Origin of the sequence: Streptomyces sp. NBRC 110035, from assembly GCF_000829695.1 — a bacterium.
Lineage (GTDB): Bacteria > Actinomycetota > Actinomycetes > Streptomycetales > Streptomycetaceae > Streptomyces.
In genome coordinates this window covers 33,102-56,142 of sequence record NZ_BBNN01000034.1, presented here as the reverse complement: position 1 = coordinate 56,142, position 23,041 = coordinate 33,102, and the positions used below count along the sequence as shown (strand labels likewise).

The following is a 23,041-nucleotide window of genomic DNA, read 5'->3' as shown; positions in this document are numbered from 1 at the left end:
GCGGGCCCGGGCGACGGTGGGGCCATGCCGCAACCGACCTTCCACAGGCGCCCTCCGGCCTCCCGGGACACCCCTCTGTTCACGGTCACCGCCGACACCCTGGTCGCCGTCGACTTCTCGCCGCGGGGCCGAAAGGACGACGGCCGCACCCGGCGGCGGAGCCCGTACCGCAGCCTCTTCGCGCTGCCCGGCGCCCGCGCGTTCACGGCCTGGAACCTTGTCGCCCGGCTGCCGATGGGCATGTTCAGCGTGAGCGCGGTCATGATGATCGCCGTGACACGGGGTTCGTACGCCCTGGCCGGCGCGGTCGTCGCGACCGGGCTCGCGGTGACCGCGGTGGCCGCTCCCTGGATCGCGCGGCTGGTCGACCGGCACGGGCAGGCCCGTGTCGCCCTGCCCGCCACGGTGTTCGCCGTGCTCGGCTCTCTCGCGCTGCTGCTCTGCGTGCGCCACGGCACCCCGGACTGGACCCTGTTCGCCGCCCACGCAGCCACCGCCACGACGCCGAACACCGGCGGGATGTCCCGGGCCCGCTGGGCGCACCTGCTGCGGGGCCGTCCCGGGGCCGCCGGGGCGCTGCACACCGCGAACTCCTTCGAGCAGGCCGCGGACGAGCTGTGCTACATGCTCGGGCCGGTGCTCGCGGCCTTCCTCTGCACGGCGCTCTTCCCGGAGGCGGGCACGCTGGTGGGGGCGGTGCTGCTGCTGACGGGTGTGACGCTGTTCACCGCCCAGCGCTCCACCGAACCGCCGACCGCAGGCCACGCGCCGGGCGGCCGGGCCCCCTTCCGGGCGCCCGGGATGCGCCCGCTGCTCGTCGTCTGTCTCGCGACCGGCGCGGTGTTCGGCGCGATGGAGGTCGTCACGGTCGCGTTCACGGACGCCCGGGGGCACCGCCCGGCGGCCGGCGCGGTGCTCGCCCTCCAGGCGGCCGGCTCCTTCACGGCAGGGCTCGTGTACGGGGCGACGCGCCCGGCGGGGTCCGCGTGGTCCCGGCTGCCGTGGTGCCTGGCGGCGATGACCGCCCTGATGGTGCTGCCGCTGCTCGCGGCCTCCCTCAGCGGCTCGCTCGTCCTGCTGGCGGGCACGCTCCTGCCGGCCGGCATGGCCACGGCGCCGACGATGGTCACGGCGATGACCCTGGTCCAGCGCTGCACCCCCGAGGGCCGGCTGAACGAGGGCATGACCCTCGCGGTGACCGGCCTGCTCGGCGGGATCGCCTGCGGCAGCGCGGCCGGCGGATGGACGGTGGAGCACGTCTCGGCGGCGGCCGGGTACGGGGTCCCGGTGGCGGCGGCCGCGACGGCCCTGCTGACCGCCCTCGTCCTGCTCGGCCCGTCGGGGCCCCGCCCGTTCGGGGCACCCTCCCCGGCCCGCCCGGGTGCCTGAGGCCGACGGTCCTCCCTCCTCCCCTTTCCCTCTCCCACCGGCCGGGGCATCTCCCGTTCAGACCTTTCGGCACCGTTCGACCCGGTCCGCGGTTCGGGCCGTCGAACCGCCCCACCGATTCCCGCGCACCCCATTGACGGTTCCACGGCCCGCACATACCTTCACCCGTCGAAGCGCTTCGACACTCCCTCGCTCCGACACCCCCTCCCGCAGCGGCACCCGGTTTCAGTGAAGGACCCCCGATGGTGAAGATCACGGACGTGGCCCGGCGCGCCGGGGTCTCCCCCAGCACGGTGTCGTACGCGCTCAGCGGCAAGCGGCCGATCTCCGACGAGACCCGGCGCCGCGTCCAGGCCGCCGTCCACGAGCTGGGCTACCGCACGCACGCCCGTGCCCGTGGCGCGGGCGGGGCCGGATCGCGGGTGCTGGCGCTGGCGGTGCCGGTGCGTTCCGGTGTCCACGTGCCGGTGGTGACGCAGTTCGCGGTGTCGGTGGTCACCGCCGCCCGCGCCCACGACCACGACGTACTGCTGCTCACCCGGGGGGAGGGGGTGGAGGGCGTCCGGCGGGTGGCGGAGACGGGGCTGGCGGACGGGCTGGTGGTGATGGACTTACAGCTCCAGGATCCCCGGCTGCCGTTACTGCGCGCGCTGCCCCTGCCGTCCGTGCTGATCGGCGTCCCGGCCGAACCGGACGGGCTGACCTGTGTGGACCTGGACTTCGGTGCGGCGGGTGAGCTGTGCGTGGACCATCTGGTGCGGCTCGGGCACCGGACGGTGGCGCTGGTCGGCTCGCCACCGGAGGTGTACGTCCGGCGGACGGCGTTCGCCCGCCGGCTCGTGCAGGGCTTCACGGCCGCGGCGGACCGGCACCGGATCGCCTCCGCGGTGCACCCGTGCGCGCCGGGCCGGGGCGCGGCCCGCGCGATCGCCGAGCGGCTGCTGCGCGAGCAGCCCGCGCTGACCGGGGTGGTCGTGCACAACGAGCCGCTGCTCGACCCGCTGATCGACGCCTTCGCGGAACTCGGCGTGCGCGTCCCCGACGACCTCTCCCTCACCGCCGTCTGCCCGGCGCCGGTCGCCGCCTCGGCCCGTGTCCCGCTCACGTCGGTCACCGTGCCGTCCGCCGAGCTGGGCACCCGCGCGGTGCACCTGCTGGTACGGAAACTGTCCGGCGCCCCCGTACCGCAGGCCACGCTGCTGCCGCCCCGCCTGACCGAGCGCGCCAGCACGGGGCCGCGCCGGGCCTGACCCGCCCGGCGTGCCACCCGGCCGTGGCCTTCGCGCGACCGCGTGACACGGTGCGTGAGCGCATGGCACAGGCCCCGCCGCTGATGCGACGGGGCCTGTGCCCACATGGGGTAAGTGGAGATGGCGGGAATCGAACCCGCGTCCAACGGTGCGGAATCAGGGCTTCTCCGTGTGCAGTCCGCTGTGCTTTTCTCAGCCCCGGAGATCACGCGGACAAGTCTCCGACGGGCTCAGTCACTGTTGGATTTCCCTCTTCACCCCGTGACCGGGATCAAGGTTTAGTTCCCTGAATGATGCCAGGATCCGGGTCGGGAACACCCCCGGGCTGACACTCCCTTTGGTAGGGGAGCCGCTGCTCGCTACCTGAAGATCAGGCAGCGAGGGCGAGCTCGCCCTGGGAGATGGATCGCTTGGAATTGGCGATTATTTTTTTCGGCCTGTGGTTTACGAGATCATGGCCGCTTCCTCGACACGCTTCCCCTGCTTCGACAGCCGCTGTCGAAACCGATCATCCCCATGTTCATTTCTCAAGGTGTGCACCCGCTGTGAGGTGCGATCCCCATCGTACGTGACCAACGCGGGTCGGTGCCAGCGTATTCCCGCGCGGCCGCTCCGCGGCCTCCGCCGCCGGCCCGGAGGCCGCTCGGGCAGGCCCTCCTGCCCGGGGTCCGCCCTACGCCCGCTGCTTGCGGCGGACCGCCGAGATCGCCCGCTCGGTCTCGCGCCGGTCCTGCTTCTCACGGAGCGTCTGGCGCTTGTCGTACTCCTTCTTGCCCTTCGCCAGCGCGATCTCCACCTTCGCGCGGCCGTCCTTGAAGTACAGGGCGAGCGGCACGATGGTGTGTCCCGTCTCCTGGGACTTGGACTCCAGCTTGTCGATCTCCTCACGGTGCAGCAGCAGCTTGCGCTTGCGCCGCGCGCTGTGGTTGGTCCAGGTGCCCTGGCTGTACTCGGGGACGTGCACGTTGTGCAGCCACGCCTCGTTGCCGTCCAGCTGGACGAAGCCGTCCGCCAGCGACGCCCTGCCCTGGCGCAGCGACTTCACCTCGGTCCCGGTGAGGACCAGGCCTGCCTCGTAGGTGTCGATGATGAGGTAGTCGTGCCGCGCCTTCTTGTTCTGCGCGATCAGCTTGCGCCCTTTTTCCTTAGCCATAGTGCAGCCCATTTTGGCACTACGGAGGGGGTCGGCGGAAAGCCGATTTCGACGGCCGTGCCCCCGGCCGTGCTACCGGCCGAGTCCGGCGAGGACCGTGCCCGCCCGCTCGATGGCCTGCTCCTCGGCCTCCAGGTCGGGGGTGATGCCCCGGCCGTCGACACCCCGGCCGGACGGGGTCCGGTAGTGGCCCACGGTCAGTTCGGCGACCGAACCGTCGGGCAGCCTGCCGGGCATCTGCACCGCGCCCTTGCCGAAGGTGCGGGAGCCCACGACGACCGCCCGTCCGCGGTCCTGGAGGGCGCCGGTGAGCAGTTCGGCCGCGCTCATCGTCCCGCCGTCGACGAGCGCGACCAGGGGTCTGCCGGTGTCGCCGCCGGGCTCGGCGTGCAGGGCGCGCTGCTCGCCCTCGACGTCGTACGTGGCGACCAGGCCGCCGTCGAGGAAGGCGGAGGCCGCGGTGACCGCCTCGGCGACCAGGCCGCCGGAGTTGCCGCGCAGGTCGAGGACGATGCCCGCGTCGGCCGGGGCCCGGCGCACGGCGGCCCGGACCTCGTCGCCGGAGCCCTTGGTGAAGGCGCCGACCCTGACGACGGTGGTCCCGCCGGGGAGTTCGTCGACGGTGACGGTGTCGCGGGAGAGCCTGGCCCTGCGCAGGGTCTCGCTCCACGCGCGCGTGCCGCGCTCCAGGCCGAGGCGGACGGTGGTGCCGGCGGATTCCTCCGTGTCGTCACCGCGCAATAAGGAGACGACCTCGGTGACGGGCCTTCCGTCGACCGGCGTGCCGTCGACGCTGCGCAGCAGGTCGCCCGCACGGATGCCGGCGTCGGCCGCGGGGGTGTCGCCGCCCACCCCGGTCACCTCGATGCGGCCGGAGCGTTCCCGGGCCCACAGGCCGACGCCGGTGTAGCTGCCGTCGAGGGTGTCCTCGTACTCGCCCGGGGAGTAGACGGCGCCCCACCGGTCCCCACTGCGGCTGACGGCGCGCCGTGCGGCCTCCACGGGGGACGTGCCCGCGGCCATGGCCTCCTCGGCCGCCTCGGCGACCTCGGCGTGGCGGCCGACGGGAGCGGCCGACGGGGTACTGCCCGCGGCGGGCTTCCGGTCGGCGGGCGCGGGCAGGTTGCCGGTGGCCGCGCCGGCCACGAGCACACCGGCGAACACCAAGGTCAGGGCGCCCCCTCGGCGGATCCGACGGGGCTCGCAGAACGGGGCACGACCTGACATGCCGGTGAGTCTAGGACAGCGCGAAGGGGCGCACGGTCGGTTGCCCGTACGCCCCTCTTGGCAAGAGTCACACCTTCAGGTACTTGCGCAGCGCGAAGAAAGCGGCCAGGGCCGGCATCAGCAGACTGGTGGCGAGGATCAGCGGAAGCTTAGTCAGCACCGCGTCCCAGCCGATGAAGTTGATCAGGTTCAGCTTCTCCGACAGCGCCAGTCCGTTGTCGATGATGAAGTACCGGCCGACCAGCAGGAATCCGCAGGCGAGGGTGCCGCCGATGAGTCCGGCGACCGCGGCCTCGGCGATGAACGGCGCCTGGATGTAGAAGCCCGAGGCACCCACCAGCCGCATGATCCCGGTCTCACGCCGACGGCTGAACGCCGAGACACGCACCGTGTTGACGATCAGCATGAGGGCGACGACCAGCATGAGGGCCATCACCGCGCGGGCGGCCCAGTTCATGCCGTTCAGCAGACCGAAGAGGTTGTCCAGGATGCCCTTCTGGTCCTGCACGGACTGCACCCCGTCCCGCCCGTCGAAGGCGGTCGCGACGACCTCGTACTTCTCCGGGTCCTTGAGCTTGATGCGGTACGACTCCTGCATCTGGTCCGGCGTGAGGGAACTGGCCAGCGGGGAGTCGCCGAACTGCTCCTTGTAGTGCTTGTACGCCGCGTCCTGGGACTCGTAGGTGACCGAGTCGACGACCGACATCTTCTCCAGGTCGCCCTTGATCTGCCCCTTCTGGTCCTCGGTCACCGCCCCCTTGGCGCAGTTGGGGTCGGACTCGGCGTCACTCTTGTTGCACAGGAAGATGGAGACGTTGACCTTGTCGTACCAGTAGCCCTTCATGCTGGTGACCTGGTCGCTCATCAGGAGTGAGGCACCGAACAGGGCGAGCGACAGGGCGACGGAGACGACGACGGCGAAGGTCATCGTCAGGTTGCGGCGGAGACCGACACCGATCTCCGACAGAACGAACTGGGCGCGCATGGCGTGGGGTTAAGCCTTTCCGTTCCTCGTCAGTGCTGGTAGCCGTAGACGCCGCGTGCCTGGTCACGGACGAGGCGGCCCTTCTCCAGCTCGATGACGCGCTTGCGCATCTGGTCCACGATGTTCTGGTCGTGCGTCGCCATCACCACGGTGGTGCCCGTCCGGTTGATCCGGTCGAGCAGCTTCATGATGCCCACCGAGGTCTGCGGGTCGAGGTTGCCGGTGGGCTCGTCGCAGATGAGCAGCTTGGGCCGGTTGACGAAGGCCCGCGCGATGGCGACGCGCTGCTGCTCACCGCCGGAGAGCTCACCGGGCATCCGGTCCTCCTTGCCGCCGAGCCCCACCAGGTCGAGCACCTGCGGCACGGACTTGCGGATCTCGCCGCGGGACTTGCCGATGACCTCCTGCGCGAAGGCGACGTTCTCGGCGACCGTCTTGTTGGGCAGCAGCCGGAAGTCCTGGAACACCGTCCCCAGCTGGCGCCGGACCTGCGGCACCTTCCAGTTGGAGACGCGCGCGAGGTCCTTGCCCAGGACGTGCACCTGCCCGTGGCTGGCCCGCTCCTCGCGGAGGATCAGCCGCAGGAAGGTGGACTTGCCGGAGCCCGAGGACCCCACGAGGAACACGAACTCGCCCTTCTCGACCTCCAGGGTGACATCCCGGAGGGCTGGACGGTTCTGTTTGGGGTAGGCCTTGGAGACGTTGTCGAATCGGATCACTGGTGCACCACGGGTCGCCGGGGGTAGATGTGCGTGACCTTACGCGAAGCGGAAGGCCGCCCGCAGTCACCGGCCGGGGTTGCGCGACACTTGCGCGCTATATGCCGGATGTGCACCCGCCCGGTGCGCCGGAAGCCGACAGAGGACGGACGGGACGGGGCCGGGGGCGGGGGCGAGGCAGGGCACGGAGGGCCGCGCCGATTCCCGCGGAACCTGGCACAGTGGGACGGGGAACGTTCGCGTCGTCGCGGGCGTTGTACCGACCGGAACCGGCGCGAGGAGGGCGAGCGCATGACGTACGACCGGCTGGTGTGCGCCAACTGCGCCGCACCCGTGAACGAGGGCCGGTGCCCGGTGTGCCGCGCGAACCGTGAGCGGCTGCAGCAGGTGAACTTCTTCGCGGGCCTGAACCCGACGGCGCTGATCGCGCTGCTGGTGGTACTGGTCGCGGCGGTGGCGCTGCTCGCCCACCAGACCGCCTGACGGCACACGGCACGGACGACCGAGGGGCCCGGAGCGCATGCGCCGCTCCGAGCCCCTCGACCTCCGTCCTGCCGTGCGTACGGTGCGTACGCGCGCCGTCACCTTCAGGCAGCGGCACCCGAGCGGCTGCCCGCGAGACGCGGCAGCACACGGAAGCCGATGCCACCGGCGATCATCGTGGCGGCGCCGATGACCAGGAAGGTCATCTCGGCGGCACCGGTCTCGGCGAGCTCCTCGCCACTGCCCTGGGCCGACGTGGCGGGCTCGTCGCCCGTGTCGGTGAGGGCCGAGGAGCCCTCCTCCTGGGTGGAGGGGCCGGAGCCGCCGGCCGGGTCGGCGGCGTTGCCGCCGTTGCCGTTCCCCTTGCCGTCACCGTTGCCGCCACCGCCCGGGGTCGTCGGCTCCCCGGTCGGCTCGACGGGCTCCTCCGGCTCGACGGGCTCGACGGGCTCCTCCGGCTCGACAGGCTCCCCGGGCTCCTCCGGCTCGACAGGCTCCCCGGGCTCGACGGGCTCCTCCGGCTCGACAGGCTCCTCCGGCTCCCCCTCGCCGGGCTCCTCCTCGCCGGGCTCCTCCTCACAGTCCGGAGTCACCACGATGTCGCAGATGGGGTCCTCGTCGGCCTGGGCCACGCCCGTCACCATCAGCGATGCACCCGCGGCGACCACTGCGCCGGCTGCGATGCGTGCGACGCGAATCCGCGTCTTCTTCGTCATATGCGTGCTACCCCCAGTAGCTGATCGTCAATGAGGCTGCGTTCGGGGCCGTGATCAACAGGGCCGACTGCCACAGGCAAGCCCCCCGGTTCACATGCGCCCCAGAGATACGCATGCCGCGCCTCACCTTTCCCATTTTTCAAATGAACGTCAAGGCCGTTGCGTACGCGATGTCCGGGTAAAGGCACTTTGCCGAGAGTTGGAGCTGTGATTGTGACGTAAAACCCCGGCTTCTCCGACACACAAAAGGCAACTGCCGCCACAGGGGCGGCAGTTGCCTTGTCGACAAAGCATTGTTCGCGCGCCGGGTTACTTCTCCCGCTGCTTGCGCCAGCGAATTCCGGCTTCCAGGAAGCCCTGGATCTCACCGTTGAACACGGCCTCGGGGTTGCCGACTTCGTGCTCCGTGCGCAGGTCCTTGACCATCTGGTAGGGGTGCAGCACGTACGAACGCATCTGGTTGCCCCAGGAGTTGCCGCCGTCGCCCTTGAGGGCGTCCATCTTGGCCTGCTCCTCCTGGCGGCGCCGCTCCAGCAGCTTGGCCTGGAGGACGTTCATCGCGGTGGCCTTGTTCTGGATCTGCGAGCGCTCGTTCTGGCAGGAGACCACGATGCCGGTGGGGAGGTGGGTCAGCCGCACCGCGGAGTCGGTGGTGTTCACGCCCTGGCCGCCGGGCCCGGACGACCGGTACACGTCCACCCGCAGCTCGGACTCGTCGATCTCGACGTGGTCGGTCTGCTCGACGACGGGCAGCACCTCGACGCCCGCGAACGAGGTCTGGCGACGGCCCTGGTTGTCGAAGGGCGAGATGCGCACCAGCCGGTGGGTGCCCTGCTCGACCGAGAGGGTGCCGTAGGCGTACGGCACCTGCACGGCGAAGGTGGTCGACTTGATGCCGGCCTCCTCCGCGTACGACGTCTCGTAGATCTCGGTCCTGTAGCCGTGCTGCTCGGCCCAGCGCAGGTACATGCGCTGGAGCTTCTCCGCGAAGTCGGCGGCGTCGACGCCACCGGCCTCCGCGCGGATGTTGACGAGCGCCTCGCGCGCGTCGTACTCGCCGGACAGGAGGGTCCGGACCTCCATCTCGTCGAGCGCCTTGCGGACGTTGGTCAGCTCGGACTCGGCCTCCGCGCGGGTGTCCGGGTCGTCCTCCTCCTCGGCCATCTCGAAGAGCACGGCGAGATCGTCGATCCGCCCGCGCAGCGTCTCCGCCTTCCTGACCTCGGCCTGGAGGTGGGAGAGCTTGCTGGTGATCTTCTGCGCCGCATCCGGGTCGTCCCACAGGGAGGGAGCGGCCGCCTGCTCCTCGAGCACGGCGATGTCTGCCCTCAGCTTGTCGAGGTCCAGAACGGCCTCGATCGACTCCATGGTCGAGGAGAGGGACTTGAGCTCTTCGGAAACATCGACGACTGCCACACCCCCAGCGTAACGGCTCGTCCGAGCAGCCCATGCCGGACGCCCGTCCGCAGGGCCTGTAGCGGGCGTCGGGGCAGGTCAGGGCGGCGAGTCGGGGGTCAGGGCGTGGCGGGGGCCGAGTTGTTCGAGTCGCGCGGGTCCGCTCCGGGCCCGTCGTCCGAGGCGGCCAGCCAGGCGCCCGCCCCGACGGCGGCCAGCAGGGTCACCGTCAGCGCGGCCAGGGCCAGCCGGCGCCGCCGGGCGATCGCGCGGTTGCGGGCCGAGCCGGGGCGGCGGGCGCCGCTGGCGCGGGGCGCGCGGGCCGTGCCGCGGGCGCCTCCGGCCAGCTCGTCCGGGGCCGGCACCCGCATCGACGTATGGGTGTCCCGGTTGGAGTCGGCCGGCTTCGCGCCCGGCACCAGCGGAACGGCGCCGCGGCGCGGCGCGGGCTCCGCGGTGGCCGGCGCCGGACCGGAGGGCCGGGTCTCGTCGCCCTCCCGCTCCGCCGGCTCGGTGTCCGGCTCGTCCACGTCCAGCGGCGGCATCCCGGCCAGCAGGGGCAGCAGCTCCCGCAGCCGCGCCCCGAGCTCCGAGGCCCGCAGCCGCGAGGCGGGCGCCTTGGCCAGGCACTGCACGAGCAGCTGCCACAGCTCGTCGGGGATGCCGGGGAGCGGGACGACCGACTCGGTGACATGGCGGCGCAGCACCGCTCCGGGATGTCCGCCGCCGAACGGCGTGAAACCCGCGAGCAGCTCGTACAGGACCGTGGCGAGGGCGTAGATGTCGACCGACGCGCGCGGCGGCAGGCCCTCCACGATCTCCGGAGCCAGGTAGTCCGGCGTCCCGATGATCTTCGTGGCACGGGTGCGGCGCGGGGTGTCGATGAGCTTGGCCACACCGAAGTCGGTCAGCAGCGCGCGGTGCGAGCCGCCGGGGCCGAGCGGACCCTGCATGTCCAGCAGGACGTTCTCCGGCTTGACGTCCCGGTGCACGACCCCCGCCGCGTGCGCCGCCGCCAGGCCGTCCGCGACGTCGGCGACGATCGCCGCGGCGGCCTCCGGGGCGAGCCTGCGCTCGCGGTCGAGGCGGGTGCGCAGATCCGTACCGCGGACCAGGTCCATGACCAGCGCGAGATCGTTGCCGTCGACCACCAGGTCGCGCACCGCGACGACGTGCGGGTGCTCCAGGCCGAGCAGCGCCGTCCGCTCCTGCACGAAGCGTCCGACGAGTTCCTGGTCCGAGGAGAGGTCCTCGCGCAGCAGCTTGATGGCGACGGGCCCCTCCGGCCCCTCGCCGAGCCACACCGTGCCGGCGCTGCCCCGGCCGAGGACCTGGTGGGCGGTGTACCGGCTGCCGATCTTCCGTGCCAAGACTGCTCCTACCGACGCGTGTTGCCGCCAAAGCTACGCGCCCCGGAAGCCGACCTTCACCGGGGATCCGGAAATCACCCGCCGGATGTCGACACGTCGACACACCGGCCGGAAGCGCCCCGGGCCGTCGGCAGCGCCGGACTACTGCGGCAGGTCGGAACCGGAATCGCCCAGGTCCTGGAACCAGTCCACCGTGTTGCCGAACCAGTCGGTGAGCTGGTCCCAGTAGCCCTTGCCGCTGCCGATCCAGTCCTGCAGCGGACTCAGCTCCCAGATCAGCCAGCTCGCCACGAACAGGATGACGATCGTGAACAGGCAGCCCTTCAGGCAGCCGAGACCGGGGATGCGCATCGGGTTGGCGCCGCGCTGCCGGGGCTCGCGCGCGGGGCGTCGCGGCTCCGGCGGCGGGGTGTACCGCTGCGGCTCCGGCTGCCGCGACCGCTGGGGCCGGGGCTGCGGGGGCGGGGGCGGGGCGTACTGCTGAGGCTGCTGCGCCTGCTGGTACGGCTGCGGCCGTCCGGGGCCGGTTCCGGACTGCGGGCGCCGCCGCGGCGGCTGCTGTGGCTGTTGCTGTGGCCGGGCGACCTGCCGCTGGGGGCGACGGCGCAGCGGGTCCTCACCCGGGTCGACGTACTGGACCTGGGTCTGATCGTTGCGGTCGCGGGCCGCGCGCATCTGGTTCTGCCAGGGATGCGGGTCGTCGGGGCCGGACTGTCCCTGGCCGCCCTGGCCGGGCGAGCCGGGTGGTACCGGGGGCATGACGGCGGTCGGGTCGGCGGCGCCGGAGGGGCCGCCCGCGCCGGTGTGGGGGCCGGTCTGCGGCAGGACGCTGGTCGCGCCGTTGGGGTCGTACGCACCCTGGGTGTGCGGCAGCACCTGCGTCGGGTCGGCGGAACCGGGCGCGCCGGGGGTGCCGGGCACGGGGGCGGGCGCCGGGTCGGGCATGAGGAGCACGCCGACGTTCTCGGCGGCGGAGATCTGCGCGGAGTTCACGTGCACGCCGATGCCGTCGGCGACGACCCGCAGGCCGCGCGCGAGGTTCTCGGCGCTGGGCCGCTGCTCGGGGTTCTTGCTGAGGCAGCGCTCTATGACCGTCCAGAGCGGGTCCGGAACCGTGGAGGGGCGGCGCGGCTCGGCACTCAGGTGCTGGTGCAGCACCTCCAGGGCGGAACCGCCGGAGAACGGCGGGCGACCGGTGACCAGCTCGTACAGCAGGATGCCGGCGCCGTAGATGTCGACGGCGGAGGTCTGCGGGCGGCCTTCGGCGGACTCCGGCGCGATGTACGCGGGCGTGCCGACGAACTCGTGGGTGCGGGTCAGCCCCGGGGAGTCGGCCAGCCGGGCGATGCCGAAGTCGGTCAGCATCGGGTGCAGCTCGCCGCCGCCCTGCTGGAGCAGCACGTTGGCGGGCTTCAGGTCGCGGTGCACCACGCCGTCGGCGTGGCTGACGGCGAGGGCGTCGGCGATCTGGGCGGTCATGAGAGCGGCGCCGGCGGGCGTGAAGGGGCCGTTCTCGCGCAGGTAACGGTGCAGGTCGGGGCCCTCGACGAGGTCCATGACCAGCGCCAGCAGATCACCCTCGACGACCAGGTCGCGGACCCGGACGATGTTGGGGTGGGTCAGTCTGAGCAGGACGGAGCGTTCCCTCAGGAAACGCATCACGACGTCCGCGTCGTTCGCGAGCTCCTCCTTGAGGACCTTGATCGCGACGGTCTCTCCCGGTTGACCGGGCACTGCCGCCTCGGCCCCCGCGGTCTCCCGCTGGCGGGCCCGCCAGACGGTGCCCGTGGCGCCGCGTCCGATCGGCTCCTCGAGCAGGTACTTGCTGCCTACCGGCCGCACGTCATGCGCTCCCTGCTGCTTGCTTGGCTGGCGTACACCGTGATGCGTCGTGCTCGGAAATGTTCCGCCCCACTGTAATGCCGCAGCGCGGGACACCGGCCTGACACCGTCGACGACTTCCTTCCCGGTTCCCTCCCGGTTCCTTCCCCGTCTCCTGTACGGGCCCGCCCCCGTGCGAGGCGAGGCAACACGTGTGAAGGGAAGACGCTCGACCCGGTCCCCTGGTTGCCGGGGGCCGGACGTGACCGATCTCAAGCGGCGGAGGAACGATCATTCACGACTCATTGGTCAGGCACTTTTGAGGGCAGAGCCGACCAATCAAGATCATTTGATGCGGGAAGGCGGGCGCGTTGTCGGTGGCAGGTGCGAGGATGCGGGAAGCACTGGCCGTACGTGCGCGTGTGGTGGTGGGGGAAGTCCGCGGTGGGGGACCGCGGGGCGGTCCCGTCCTCCGTACCACGGGCGCTCGCGCAGAAGGGACCGCTCACGGCGATGCAGATCCGGCTGACCGTGGTAGATCCGCTGGGCCCGCCCTCCCCCGCGCGAGGCCATGTGGTCGTCACCGCCCCCGCCGGTACGGCCCTGGCGGCGGTGGCCGCCACGCTGGCCTCCGCGGTCTCCGGCGGCGACAGCGCCTCCGGTTCCCCGGGCTCCTCCGGCGCCCCGGTGCTGTACGCCGGCGACCAGCGGCTGGACGCCCAGCGCTGCACGCTCGGCGAGCCTCCCCTGATCGACGGCGCGGTGCTGGCCGTGGGCACCCCGGGCCAGCCCGAGCCGCATCCCGAGCTGGACGACGCCCCGACCAGGCTCCACGTCGTCGCCGGCCCCGACGCGGGCGGCGTCCATCTGCTGCACGGCGGCGAGATCCGCATCGGCCGCTCGGCCGACGCCGATGTGCCGCTCGACGACCCGGACGTCTCCCGGCTGCACTGCGCGGTGACGGTCGGCCCGGACGGCAGGGTCTCGGTCGCCGACCTCGGCTCCACCAACGGCACGACCCTGGACGGCCGGCGGGTGGGCTCCCGCCCGGTCGGTCTGGCACCGGGCGCGCTGCTGCGGATCGGTGAGTCGGCCCTCCGGCTCACCCCGGCCGCGGGGCCGGGGGCGCGGGCATGGACGACGCCGGACGGCGAGGGGCACGTCCGCGTGCCGGAGCCGTCCACGGAGCCGTCCACCAAGCCGCCCTCGGGCGCGGAGGCGAGCGCGGGGTCGGGGTCGGTGACCGTGCGTCCGCCGGACGGCCCGACACACCACGCCCACGGTTCCGCGGCGGTCCGGACCGCCGGGGAAGCCCCGCCGGTACCCGGCCTGGGCAGCGCCCCGGGGACCGAGAACCGCGGGACGGGCGGTTGGGGTTCGGGTTCGGTCCACGGCCCGGGCTCCGGCGCCGCTTCCGGCTCCCGTTCGGACACAGGATCCGGCTCCGGTCCGGGTTCCGGTCCGGGTTCCGGTTCGGCCCACGGCTCGGATTCGGGTCCCGGCCCCCGTTCGGGCACGGGCACAGGCTCCGGTGCTGATGCCGGTGCCGGTGCCGGTCTCGGCTCCGAGACCGGCTACGGCTACGGCTCCAGAAACACCGATCGCCACGGCGGAAGTGGCGGACGTACGGTCCACGTGGCTTCCCGGGGCGATGTGCCGCGGGTCCCCAAGGGGCGCCGGGTGTCGCAGCCGAGGCCGGCCGGCGACGGGTCCGGCCGGGTCTCCGGGGCGGGGGCCGCCACCCACGCGGGCGGTACCGGCGCGCCCGCCGGGTCCGGTGCCGACGGCGGGCTCACCGCCTGGCCCGGCGCTCCCGGGGACCGGCCCGCCGACGGCCGCCGGGGCACGCCGGCGCGCGGCACCGATCCGGCCGAAGCCGACCTCGCGCCGCAGCCCTCCGGCGGACGCCGGCGCGGCGGGCTCTCGGCGTGGGCACGCCGGCTGGCCGGGGGGCGTCCGGAGCCGGAGAGCACCGGACCGGACCCGTACGGTGAGGAGGCGGCCGGTGCCGTCCCGGCCGAACCGGCCGTCGCCGCGGCCGGACCGCCCGAGACCTGGCCCGACCCCGCCACCCTGCTGCTGACCGCCCTGGGCCCCGGCCCCCGTTTGTGGGAGCGCGGGCCCGGCCACCCGGAGGCGCTCGCGATACGCCTCGGCACGGCCGACCGGGCGGTGCCCGGCGGTTCGGGCCTGCTGCCCGCCGTACCGGTGACGTCGGGGCTGCGCGAGGTGGGCGCGCTGGGCCTGGCCGGTCCGCGCGAGCGGCTCACCGGGCTGGCCCGCGCGGTCCTGGCCCAGCTCGCCGCACTGCACTCCCCCGACGTGCTCGAGATCGTCCTGATCACCGCCGACCGCTCCCGCACCCTGGAGGAGCGCACCGCGGAATGGGCCTGGCTGGGCTGGCTGCCACACGTGCGGCCGGGGCACGGGCAGGACTGCCGGCTGCTCCTCGCCCACGACCGTGAACAGGCGGCGGCCCGCGCCGAGGAGCTGCTGCGCCGCCTGGAGGACCACGACCACGCGTCCCGCACCTCCTCCGCCCCGGCCTCCCCATCCGCCTCATCCGCCTCGTCCGCCCCGCTCATCCCCGAACAGCCCCGGGCCTCCGGCGCCGACCGGGGCACCCCCCGGCGCCCCTCCCGGGTCCGGGACGACAGCGCCGGTGGCGGTGCGGCGGGCGGCTTCGCCGGTTCGTACACCGTGGTCGTCGTGGACGGTGACCCCGGGGACCCCGGGGTGCGCGACGCGGTGGCACGGCTGGCGGTGGAGGGGCCGCGGGCCGGAATCCACCTGGTGTGTCTCGCCGAGACGGCCGCCGCCTCGGCCTCCTCCCCGGTGACGAAGACGTACGAGGCGGCCTGCGCGGTGACGCCCGCGTTCCGGGAGTGCGGTGCCGTCGCCCTGCTCAGCGGGGACGTGGCGACCACCCTGCGGCTGCTGCGGGTGGCCGCCACCGGTTCGGGGACGGCACCGGGCCCGGTCGGTCACGGCACGGTGGCCACGGTCGACGCGGTCTCCCCCGCGTGGGCCGAGCGGTTCGCGCGGGCCCTGGCACCGTTGCGCACGGCGGGCGCCTCCGGCACGCGGCACGCGCGTGTGTCGGCGCCGCTGCCCCGGTCGGCGCGGCTGCTGGACGAGTTGGGGCTGGCCCGCGCCACCCCGGCCTCGCTGATGGCCCGTTGGGCGGACTCGGCCGACGACAAGGAGCGGCTCGGCGGCCGGGTGTGCGCGGTGCTGGGTGCCGGGCCGCGTGGCCCGGTCTCCGCCGACCTGGTGGCCGACGGGCCGCATCTGCTGGTGGAGGGCCCGTCCGGCAGTGGCCGTACGGAACTGCTCCGGGCCGTCGTCGCCTCCCTGGCCGCGGCCGAGCGGCCGGACCGGCTGGGCATCGTGCTGGTGGACGGCTGCGCCGGCACCACGGACGGCGGACAGGGCGGCGGGCAGAACAGCGGGCACGGCGGCGGGCAGGGCGACGGACTGCGCGTGTGTACGGACGTACCGCACGTCACCACGCATCTCAGCGCCAACGACCCGGTGCGGATGCGGGAGTTCGCCCAGTCGCTGAGCGCCGAGCTGAAGCGGCGTGCCGAACTCCTCGGCCGGTCGGACTTCGTGGAGTGGCACACCGGGCGCGAGTTGTCGGACCGTATGGTCGCCCAGCGCGCGGCCGCGCCCCGCGGCCCCGCGACCGGCGGCGGCGAGCACCCTGGAGACCTGGATTCCCTGCCCAGCAGTTCCACGCTGCGGCTGCGGCCCGGCTCCGCCCTGCGCAGGGCCGAGGCCCCGCCGCCGCTGCCCCGGCTGATCGTGGTCGTGGACGACCTGGACGCGCTGGTCTCCCCCGCACTCGGTTCACCGGGGCGGCCCGCCGCCGGGTCGGTGCTGCGGGCGCTGGAGGCGGTGGCGCGGGAGGGTGAACGGCTGGGCGTGCACCTGGTGTCGGCCACCGGGCCCGGTGCCCGTACGGCGGAGACCGAGCCGGTGCGCCGCGCGGCCCTGCGCGTGACGCTGGACGCGTCGGCGCCGGGCCGCGGGACCGCCTCCCCGTTCGAGCCGAACCAGGAGAGCGGGGGCGAACCGGCTCCGGGCCGGGGGCGTCTGGCCCACCCGGACGGCCGGGTGACCGCGTTCCAGGGCGGGCGGGTGACCGGGCGCATCCCGCGCACGGCGACGCTGCGGCCCACGGTCGTGCCGCTGGAGTGGCACCGCATGGGCGATCCGCCGGCCCGTCGCACGGTCAGGGAACTCGGCAACGGCCCGACCGACCTGGCGCTGCTCGCCAGCGCGCTGGAACGCGCGGCCCGCGAGGTCGCGGCCACCGAGGTGCCGTCGCTGCTGTGACCCGGTCCCGGGGAGCGGCGCGCCCCGTTCCCCGGCCGTCACGGCCCTCGCACCAGCCCCACCCGCGGAATCCCTCAACCCCCTCAACACCCCTGTATCCCATGGATGGTGAGGGCGTGCGACTCGCTCCCGCGGGTCCGGACGGGACTCCTCCGCCCCGGAGAGTCACGACGCGGTCACGATCCCGGACGTGACACGGGACGCGCTCTTGCCGCCCTCGACCTCACGGGCGTACACCAGAGCGCACGGGACAGCGCTCGACGTTCGACGAGGTACGAAGAACGGGGCAGTGATGCGCAGGACGAGCAGGACCATCCGGGCACACAGGTCGTCCGGTACACCCACGGCAACGGCAACTCCCCGCACCCGCAGGGCCGTCAGGGCGGCGGCCGCGGTGGTCGCGGGCGTGCTCGCGGTCTCGCTCACCGCGTGCGGGGGCGACGACGACGGCAGCGACGAGCCGGGCGGCGGCACCGACGGGACCGCCTCCACCGTCACCCTTCCCCGGCTCGACGGCCAGAGCCTCGAGGTCGCCGCCGTGTGGACCGGCACCGAACAGGCCCATTTCAAGAAGGTCCTCGCGGAGTTCGAGAAGCGCACCGGCGCGAAGGTGGCGTTCGTTCCCGCCCAGGACCCCATCGTCAACTTCCTCGGTTCGAAGATCGCGGGCGGCGCACCGCCCGACGTGGCGCTGCTGCCGCAGCCGGGCGCCGTCAAGCAGGCCGTGGAGAAGGGCTGGGCGAAGCCGCTGGGCGCCGAGGCGCAGGCGGAGCTCAAGAAGAACTACTCGCAGGGCTGGCAGGACATCGGCTCGGTCGACGGCACGCCGTACGGCGTCTACTACAAAGCCGCCAACAAGTCGCTGATCTGGTACAACGCCCAGGTCTTCGAGAACGCCGGCGCGAGTGAGCCGGCCACCTGGCAGGACCTGCTCAGCACGGCGCGGACGGTCTACGACTCCGGGGTCACCCCGTTCTCGGTCGGCGGCGCCGACGGCTGGACGCTCACCGACTGGTTCGAGAACATCTACCTCTCCCAGGCGGGCCCGGAGAAGTACGACCGGCTCGCCGCGCACGAGATCAAGTGGACGGACCCGTCCGTGAAGGACGCGCTGACCACGCTGGCGGAGATCTGGGGCAAGCCGGAGTACCTGGCGGGCGGTCCGGACGGCGCCCTGCAGACCGAGTTCCCGGCCTCCGTGACGCAGACCTTCACCGGCGGCGACCAGCCCGAGGCGGGCATGGTCTACGAGGGCGACTTCGTCCAGGTGAACATCGGCGAGACCGAGGCGGAGGTCGGTACGGACGCGAAGGTGTTCCCGTTCCCCGCGGTCGGTGACAGCCCGCCCGTGGTGTCCGGCGGCGACGCGGCCGTGATCCTCGAGGACTCGAGGGCGGCGCAGGCGCTGGCGACGTTCCTCGCCTCCCCGGACGCCGCCGGCGTTCAGGCGAAGCTGGGCGGCTACCTCTCGCCGAACAGGAACGTGCCGAACTCGGCGTATCCGAACGAGGTGCAGCGGAAGATGGCCCGGGCGCTCGTCGACGCCGGGGACGACTTCCGCTTCGACATGTCCGACCAGGCCCCGCAGGCCTTCGGCGGCACCCCCGGCAAGGGCGAGTGGAAGGCGCTCCAGGACTTCCTGAAGAACCCGAAGGACATCGCGGGCGCCCAGCGGCAGCTGGAGGCCGGCGCGGCCGCGGCGTACGGGAACTGAGCCGGCGATGGCGTCGGACACGGCGGCGGGGTCCTCCGGGGCCCCTGCCGCTCGCCGGCCGCGCAGGAGCGTCACCGGCACCCGCACCACCGTGGCGGCGCTGTTCCTGCTGCCCGCGCTGCTGCTGCTCGGTGCGCTCGTGGTCTACCCGATCGGGTACTCCGTCGTCCGCAGCTTCTACGACCGGTCCGGCGACGGGTTCGCCGGATTCGACAACTACCGGGCCCTGTTCACCGACGACGGCATCCGCGCCGCCCTGAGGAACAACGTCGTCTGGGTGGTGTTCGCGCCGACGGTCGCCACCGCGCTCGGCCTGGTCTTCGCGGTGCTGACCGAACGGATCCGGTGGGGAACGGCGTTCAAGCTGGTCGTCTTCATGCCGATGGCGATCTCGATGCTGGCGGCGGGCATCATCTTCCGCCTGGTGTACGACCAGGACCCGGACAAGGGCGTGGCGAACGCGGTGTGGGTGGGCGTGCACGACACCTTCGCCCAGGCGTCGGCGTACCCGAAGGCCCACCCCGGCCGTGAGTCGCCGCTGGAGGCGGCCGGCGGGGGTGCCTTCGTCACCAGGGCGACGGTGAGCGTCGGTGAGGCCGTCACGCTGCCGCTGGTCGGTGTCGCGCCGGACCTGCTCCCGGACGACGCGGAGCGGGCCGCGGCGCCGAAGCCGAAGGCGGACCGGATCACCGGCACGACCTGGCAGGACTTCACCCGCGGCAAGGGCGTCGGCACGCTGAACGGCGTCGACGCGGACGAGCTGGGCTATCCCGGCATGAGGATCGAGGCGGTCAGGGACGGCACGGTGGTGGAGACGGCCACGGCGGGCGCCGACGGCACGTTCTCCCTGTCGGCGAAGGCGGACGGCGCACGGCTCCGGCTGCCGGCGAGCAACTTCCAGGAGCCGTACAACGGCCTGGACTGGCTGGGCCCGTCGCTGGTCACGCCGGCCGTCGTCGGCTCGTACATCTGGATGTGGGCGGGCTTCGCGATGGTGCTGATCGCGGCCGGGCTCGCGGGCATGCCGCGGGAGCTGCTGGAGGCCGCACGGGTCGACGGCGCCAACGAGTGGCAGGTGTTCCGGAGGATCACGGTGCCGATGCTGGCGCCGGTGCTGGCGGTGGTCACCGTCACCCTGATGATCAATGTGCTCAAGGTGTTCGACCTGGTGTTCATCATCGCGCCGGGCTCCTCCCAGGACGACGCCAACGTCCTCGCGCTGGAGCTGTACCGCAAGGGCTTCTCCGAGGACCAGCCGGGCGTCGCCAGCGCGATCGCGGTGTTCCTGCTGCTTCTGGTGATCCCGGTGATGTGGTTCAACGTGCGGCGGCTGAGGCGGGAGGTACGGCGATGAGCGCGGACGCCGGCAGTGCCACCGAGGCGGCCTCGCCGCCTGTCGGTGCCGTCAAGGCCGGGCGGTCACTGGGTTCGAGGCTCGGCGAGGGGGTGAGCGGCGGGCTGGTACGCGTCTTCCTGACCGTCGTCGGCCTGTTCTGGCTGGTCCCGACGACCGGTCTGCTGCTGGCCAGCCTGCGCACCCCGCAGGACATGGCCGCCGACGGCTGGTGGACGGTGTTCACCGAGCCGTCGCAGCTCACCTTCGGCGCCTACGAGACCCTGCTGGAGAACGACGACATCACCGGTTCCCTGCTGAACACGGTGTACATCACCGTCCCGGCGACGGTGCTGGTGGTGGTGATCGGCTCGCTGGCCGGATACGCCTTCGCCTGGATGGAGTTCCCCGGCCGGGACTGGTGGTTCCTGGGCGTGGTGGGGCTGTTGGTGGTGCCGGTGCAGGTGGCGCTGATCCCGATCGCCGAACTCTTCGGCACCATCGGCGTCTTCGGCTCGGTCGTCGGCGTGGTCCTCTTCCACGTCGGCTTCGGTCTGCCGTTCGCGGTGTTCCTGCTGCGCAACTTCTTCGCGGAGATCCCGAAGGAGCTGCTGGAAGCGGCCCGCCTGGACGGCGCCGGCGAACTGCGCCTGTTCGCGCGGGTGGTGATGCCGCTGGGCGGGCCGGCGATCGCCTCGCTGGGCATCTTCCAGTTCCTGTGGGTGTGGAACGACATGCTGGTCGCGCTGATCTTCACGGACTCCGGGAGCCAGCCGATCACGGTCGCGCTGCAGACGCAGGTACGGCAGTTCGGCAACAACATCGACGTGCTGGCACCGGGCGCGTTCATCTCGATGGTGATCCCGCTGGCCGTGTTCTTCGCCTTCCAGCGGCAGTTCGTCTCCGGCGTGATGGCGGGCGCGGTGAAGTGACGTACCGCGCAGGGGCCCCGGACGCGTCGTGCGCGCCGGGGCCCGAAGCGGGGCCGGGACCGGTGCCGTGGACTACTCGATGACGAGCTCGACCGGGATGTTGCCGCGGGTGGCGTTGGAGTAGGGGCAGACCTGGTGGGCCTGCTCGACCAGCTTGCGTCCGGTCTCCTGGTCCACGGCGTCGGGCAGCTCGACGCGCAGCGTCACGGCGAGCGCGAAGCCCTCGCCCTGCTTGCCGATGCCGACCTCGGCGGTCACCGCGGCCTCGCTGACGTCCACCTTGGCGGCCCGGCCGACCAGGCCGAGGGCGCTGCCGAAGCAGGCCGCGTAACCGGCGGCGAACAACTGCTCCGGGTTGGTGCCCTCGCCGTTGCCGCCCAGCTCCACGGGGGCGCTGAGGCCGAGGTCCAGCTTGCCGTCGGAGGTGACGGCGCGGCCGTCGCGGCCGTGGGTGGCGGTGGCGACAGCGGTGTAGAGCGCGTCCATGGGAACCCTTCCCTCTCGAGTGGTGGTCGTGCGGAGGCCGGTCCGTCGGTGGTCCGGGCCTCCGCACGACCACAAGCAAAGCACACAATTAAGTTGCGCACAACTAAATGGCTCGAAAGAGCTACCCTGGAGTCATGACACCGACCCCGAACCCCGGACCGGCCCCGGAGACGACCGCCCGGCCACCCGGGCCCGCCGGCGACTGGCTCCGCCTCGACCAGCAGATCTGCTTCTCCCTGCAGTCCGCCTCCCGCGCCTTCAACGGCCTGTACCGCGTACTCCTCAAGGACCTCGGCCTCACCTATCCCCAGTACCTGGTGATGCTGGCCCTCTGGGAGCACGGCACGCTGCCCGTCAAGACGCTCGGCGAGCACCTGCGGCTCGACTCCGGCACGCTGTCCCCGCTGCTCAAGCGGCTGGAGGCGGCCGGCCTGGTCCGTCGGGAACGCAGTGCGCGCGACGAGCGCTCGGTGGAGGTACGGCCCACCGGGGAGGGCCTCGCGCTGCGCGAACAGGCCCTCGACCTCCCGCGCCGGATCGCCACCGCGACCGGATCCGGGCTCGACGAGATCCAGGACCTGAAGGTCCGCCTGGACCGTCTCACCACCGCACTGGACACGGCGGCGGCGAACGAAGCCTAGGATCCTGACGGACGGCGGAGACCGGAGACACGGTGGAGACCGACCACCCACCGCACCGCCACGGGGCCAACGACGAGGGGACGGCCGCACATGACCTGGTTGATCACCGGCGGCGCCGGTTACATCGGGGCGCACGTCGTACGCGCGATGACCGAGGCGGGGGAACGGACGGTGGTGTACGACGACCTGTCCACCGGCATCCCCGACCGCGTGCCGGACGGCGTACCGCTGGTGGTCGGCTCGGTCCTGGACGGCGAGCGGGTGGCGCGCGCCCTCGCCGACCACGAGGTCACCGGCGTCGTGCACCTGGCGGCGAAGAAGCAGGTGGGCGAGTCGGTGGAACTGCCCCTGCACTACTACCGGGAGAACGTCGAGGGCCTGCGCGTCCTGCTGGAGGCGGTGACGGCGGCGGACGCGGCGTCGTCCTTCGTGTTCTCGTCGTCGGCGGCGGTGTACGGCACACCGCCCTCCGGCGCCGGGCTGGTCACCGAGGACACCCCCTGCCTGCCGATGTCCCCCTACGGCGAGACGAAGCTGGCCGGCGAGTGGCTGGTCCGCGCCACGGGGCGGGCGACCGGCCTGTCCACCGCCTCCCTGCGCTACTTCAACGTGGCGGGCGCCGCGCGCCCGGAACTCGCCGACACGGGCGTCCACAACCTCGTCCCCATGGTCTTCGAGAGGCTGACCGCGAACGAGCCCCCGCGGGTGTTCGGCGACGACTACCCGACCCCGGACGGCACCTGCGTCCGCGACTACATCCACGTCGTCGACCTGGCCGAGGCCCACGTGGCCGCGGCGCGCGCGCTGCGTGCCGCACCCGGCCGGGACCTCACCCTCAACATCGGCCGCGGCGAGGGCGTCTCGGTGAGGGGCATGATCGACCGCATCAACGTCCTCACCGGCCACGGCCTTCAGCCCACGGTCGCCCCCCGCCGCCCCGGCGACCCGGCGGACGTCGTCGCCTCGTCCGACCGCGCCGCCACCGAACTCGGCTGGAAGGCCCGCCACAGCGTCGACGACATGATCACCTCGGCCTGGCAGGGCTGGCAGCGCCTGCACCCGGCGGCGGGGCGCGGCTGACCCGCG

General features: G+C 73.0%; 19 protein-coding genes and 1 other RNA gene. 9 read left to right on the top strand and 11 right to left on the bottom strand.

Annotated features, from left to right (window positions below):
* Positions 1-24: 24 nt before the first annotated feature.
* Both TU30_RS23395 and TU30_RS23390 read left to right on the top strand, forming a co-directional pair.
* On the top strand, positions 25-1,389 hold the full coding sequence (locus TU30_RS23395; RefSeq protein WP_042173218.1) for an MFS transporter: 1,365 nt from the start codon (positions 25-27) through the stop codon (positions 1,387-1,389).
* 242 nt (positions 1,390-1,631) lie between these two features.
* Entirely contained in the window at positions 1,632-2,639 is a 1,008-nt protein-coding gene (locus TU30_RS23390; RefSeq protein ID WP_042173217.1) for a LacI family DNA-binding transcriptional regulator, read from the top strand.
* A gap of 112 nt (positions 2,640-2,751) precedes the next feature.
* Here the strand turns inward: TU30_RS23390 and ssrA are convergent.
* The 5 genes from ssrA to ftsE form a co-directional block, all read right to left on the bottom strand.
* Positions 2,752-3,155, bottom strand: a transfer-messenger RNA (tmRNA) gene (gene ssrA, locus TU30_RS33245).
* Positions 3,156-3,312: 157 nt separating this feature from the next.
* Positions 3,313-3,792 carry an SsrA-binding protein SmpB gene (smpB, locus tag TU30_RS23385; protein ID WP_042173215.1) on the bottom strand — a complete coding sequence of 160 codons (480 nt, stop codon included), beginning with the start codon at positions 3,790-3,792 and terminating at the stop codon, positions 3,313-3,315.
* A 72-nt stretch (positions 3,793-3,864) separates the two neighbouring features.
* The gene (locus TU30_RS23380) at positions 3,865-5,019 is read right to left on the bottom strand and encodes a S41 family peptidase (RefSeq protein WP_078878460.1); all 1,155 of its coding nucleotides are present in this window, start codon (positions 5,017-5,019) and stop codon (positions 3,865-3,867) included.
* 67 nt (positions 5,020-5,086) lie between these two features.
* Positions 5,087-6,004 carry a permease-like cell division protein FtsX gene (gene ftsX, locus TU30_RS23375; protein ID WP_042173211.1) on the bottom strand — a complete coding sequence of 306 codons (918 nt, stop codon included), beginning with the start codon at positions 6,002-6,004 and terminating at the stop codon, positions 5,087-5,089.
* Between the two features lie 29 nt (positions 6,005-6,033).
* A complete protein-coding gene (gene ftsE, locus TU30_RS23370) occupies positions 6,034-6,723 on the bottom strand; it encodes a cell division ATP-binding protein FtsE (RefSeq protein WP_042173209.1) in 690 nt (229 codons plus the stop codon).
* A gap of 291 nt (positions 6,724-7,014) precedes the next feature.
* Here ftsE and TU30_RS23365 point away from each other — a divergent pair, with 291 nt between their 5' ends.
* Positions 7,015-7,206: a hypothetical protein gene (locus TU30_RS23365; RefSeq protein WP_042173206.1), complete on the top strand. Its 192-nt coding sequence runs from the start codon at positions 7,015-7,017 to the stop codon at positions 7,204-7,206.
* A gap of 104 nt (positions 7,207-7,310) precedes the next feature.
* On the opposite strand, the gene TU30_RS37560 is transcribed toward TU30_RS23365, so the two are convergent.
* The 4 genes from TU30_RS37560 to TU30_RS23345 all read right to left on the bottom strand — a co-directional run bounded on the left by TU30_RS37560 (position 7,311) and on the right by TU30_RS23345 (position 12,529).
* Positions 7,311-7,922: a hypothetical protein gene (locus TU30_RS37560; RefSeq protein ID WP_042173204.1), complete on the bottom strand. Its 612-nt coding sequence runs from the start codon at positions 7,920-7,922 to the stop codon at positions 7,311-7,313.
* A gap of 309 nt (positions 7,923-8,231) precedes the next feature.
* The gene (prfB, locus tag TU30_RS23355; RefSeq protein ID WP_042173202.1) at positions 8,232-9,338 is read right to left on the bottom strand and encodes a peptide chain release factor 2; all 1,107 of its coding nucleotides are present in this window, start codon (positions 9,336-9,338) and stop codon (positions 8,232-8,234) included.
* Positions 9,339-9,436: 98 nt separating this feature from the next.
* Positions 9,437-10,687, bottom strand: a complete 1,251-nt coding sequence (locus TU30_RS23350) for a serine/threonine-protein kinase (protein ID WP_042173200.1) — start codon at positions 10,685-10,687, stop codon at positions 9,437-9,439.
* A gap of 141 nt (positions 10,688-10,828) precedes the next feature.
* Positions 10,829-12,529 (bottom strand): serine/threonine-protein kinase, encoded by a 1,701-nt coding sequence (locus TU30_RS23345; RefSeq protein ID WP_042173198.1) that lies wholly within the window; start codon positions 12,527-12,529, stop codon positions 10,829-10,831.
* Between the two features lie 492 nt (positions 12,530-13,021).
* Between TU30_RS23345 and TU30_RS23340 the strand changes: the two genes are divergently transcribed.
* Positions 13,022-16,849, top strand: a complete 3,828-nt coding sequence (locus TU30_RS23340) for an FHA domain-containing protein (RefSeq protein WP_042173390.1) — start codon at positions 13,022-13,024, stop codon at positions 16,847-16,849.
* A gap of 165 nt (positions 16,850-17,014) precedes the next feature.
* Here the strand turns inward: TU30_RS23340 and TU30_RS37555 are convergent, their stop codons facing one another.
* A complete protein-coding gene (locus TU30_RS37555) occupies positions 17,015-17,275 on the bottom strand; it encodes a hypothetical protein (RefSeq protein WP_234307965.1) in 261 nt (86 codons plus the stop codon).
* Here TU30_RS37555 and TU30_RS23335 point away from each other — a divergent pair.
* Genes TU30_RS23335 through TU30_RS23325 form a run of 3 tightly spaced genes read left to right on the top strand, consistent with a single transcriptional unit; the run spans position 17,256 to position 20,828 of the window.
* Positions 17,256-18,563: an ABC transporter substrate-binding protein gene (locus TU30_RS23335; RefSeq protein ID WP_234307964.1), complete on the top strand. Its 1,308-nt coding sequence runs from the start codon at positions 17,256-17,258 to the stop codon at positions 18,561-18,563. The genes TU30_RS37555 and TU30_RS23335 overlap by 20 nt on opposite strands.
* A gap of 7 nt (positions 18,564-18,570) precedes the next feature.
* Positions 18,571-19,917: a carbohydrate ABC transporter permease gene (locus TU30_RS23330; RefSeq protein WP_078878459.1), complete on the top strand. Its 1,347-nt coding sequence runs from the start codon at positions 18,571-18,573 to the stop codon at positions 19,915-19,917.
* Complete coding sequence (locus TU30_RS23325) at positions 19,914-20,828, top strand: carbohydrate ABC transporter permease (RefSeq protein ID WP_042173194.1); 915 nt, start codon at positions 19,914-19,916, stop codon at positions 20,826-20,828. The genes TU30_RS23330 and TU30_RS23325 overlap by 4 nt, the downstream gene beginning before the upstream one ends.
* A 72-nt stretch (positions 20,829-20,900) precedes the next feature.
* Here TU30_RS23325 and TU30_RS23320 read toward each other — a convergent pair whose 3' ends face one another.
* Positions 20,901-21,314, bottom strand: a complete 414-nt coding sequence (locus TU30_RS23320; protein WP_042173192.1) for an organic hydroperoxide resistance protein — start codon at positions 21,312-21,314, stop codon at positions 20,901-20,903.
* Positions 21,315-21,448: 134 nt separating this feature from the next.
* On the opposite strand from TU30_RS23320, the gene TU30_RS23315 reads away from it, so the two are divergent.
* Complete coding sequence (locus TU30_RS23315) at positions 21,449-21,955, top strand: MarR family winged helix-turn-helix transcriptional regulator (RefSeq protein WP_042173190.1); 507 nt, start codon at positions 21,449-21,451, stop codon at positions 21,953-21,955.
* A 90-nt stretch (positions 21,956-22,045) separates the two neighbouring features.
* On the top strand, positions 22,046-23,035 hold the full coding sequence (galE, locus tag TU30_RS23310) for a UDP-glucose 4-epimerase GalE (RefSeq protein ID WP_042173188.1): 990 nt from the start codon (positions 22,046-22,048) through the stop codon (positions 23,033-23,035).
* Positions 23,036-23,041: the final 6 nt, after the last annotated feature.

Bases quoted from the DNA above. Each gene is read 5' to 3' on its own strand.
- TU30_RS23395 (WP_042173218.1), top strand. From the start codon at position 25: ATGCCGCAACCGACCTTCCACAGGCGCCCTCCGGCCTCCCGGGACACC.
- TU30_RS23390 (WP_042173217.1), top strand. From the start codon at position 1,632: ATGGTGAAGATCACGGACGTGGCCCGGCGCGCCGGGGTCTCCCCCAGC.
- smpB (WP_042173215.1), bottom strand. From the start codon at position 3,792: ATGGCTAAGGAAAAAGGGCGCAAGCTGATCGCGCAGAACAAGAAGGCG.
- TU30_RS23380 (WP_078878460.1), bottom strand. From the start codon at position 5,019: ATGTCAGGTCGTGCCCCGTTCTGCGAGCCCCGTCGGATCCGCCGAGGG.
- ftsX (WP_042173211.1), bottom strand. From the start codon at position 6,004: ATGCGCGCCCAGTTCGTTCTGTCGGAGATCGGTGTCGGTCTCCGCCGC.
- TU30_RS23365 (WP_042173206.1), top strand. From the start codon at position 7,015: ATGACGTACGACCGGCTGGTGTGCGCCAACTGCGCCGCACCCGTGAAC.
- TU30_RS37560 (WP_042173204.1), bottom strand. From the start codon at position 7,922: ATGACGAAGAAGACGCGGATTCGCGTCGCACGCATCGCAGCCGGCGCA.
- TU30_RS23340 (WP_042173390.1), top strand. From the start codon at position 13,022: ATGCAGATCCGGCTGACCGTGGTAGATCCGCTGGGCCCGCCCTCCCCC.
- TU30_RS23330 (WP_078878459.1), top strand. From the start codon at position 18,571: ATGGCGTCGGACACGGCGGCGGGGTCCTCCGGGGCCCCTGCCGCTCGC.
- TU30_RS23325 (WP_042173194.1), top strand. From the start codon at position 19,914: ATGAGCGCGGACGCCGGCAGTGCCACCGAGGCGGCCTCGCCGCCTGTC.
- TU30_RS23320 (WP_042173192.1), bottom strand. From the start codon at position 21,314: ATGGACGCGCTCTACACCGCTGTCGCCACCGCCACCCACGGCCGCGAC.
- TU30_RS23315 (WP_042173190.1), top strand. From the start codon at position 21,449: ATGACACCGACCCCGAACCCCGGACCGGCCCCGGAGACGACCGCCCGG.
- galE (WP_042173188.1), top strand. From the start codon at position 22,046: ATGACCTGGTTGATCACCGGCGGCGCCGGTTACATCGGGGCGCACGTC.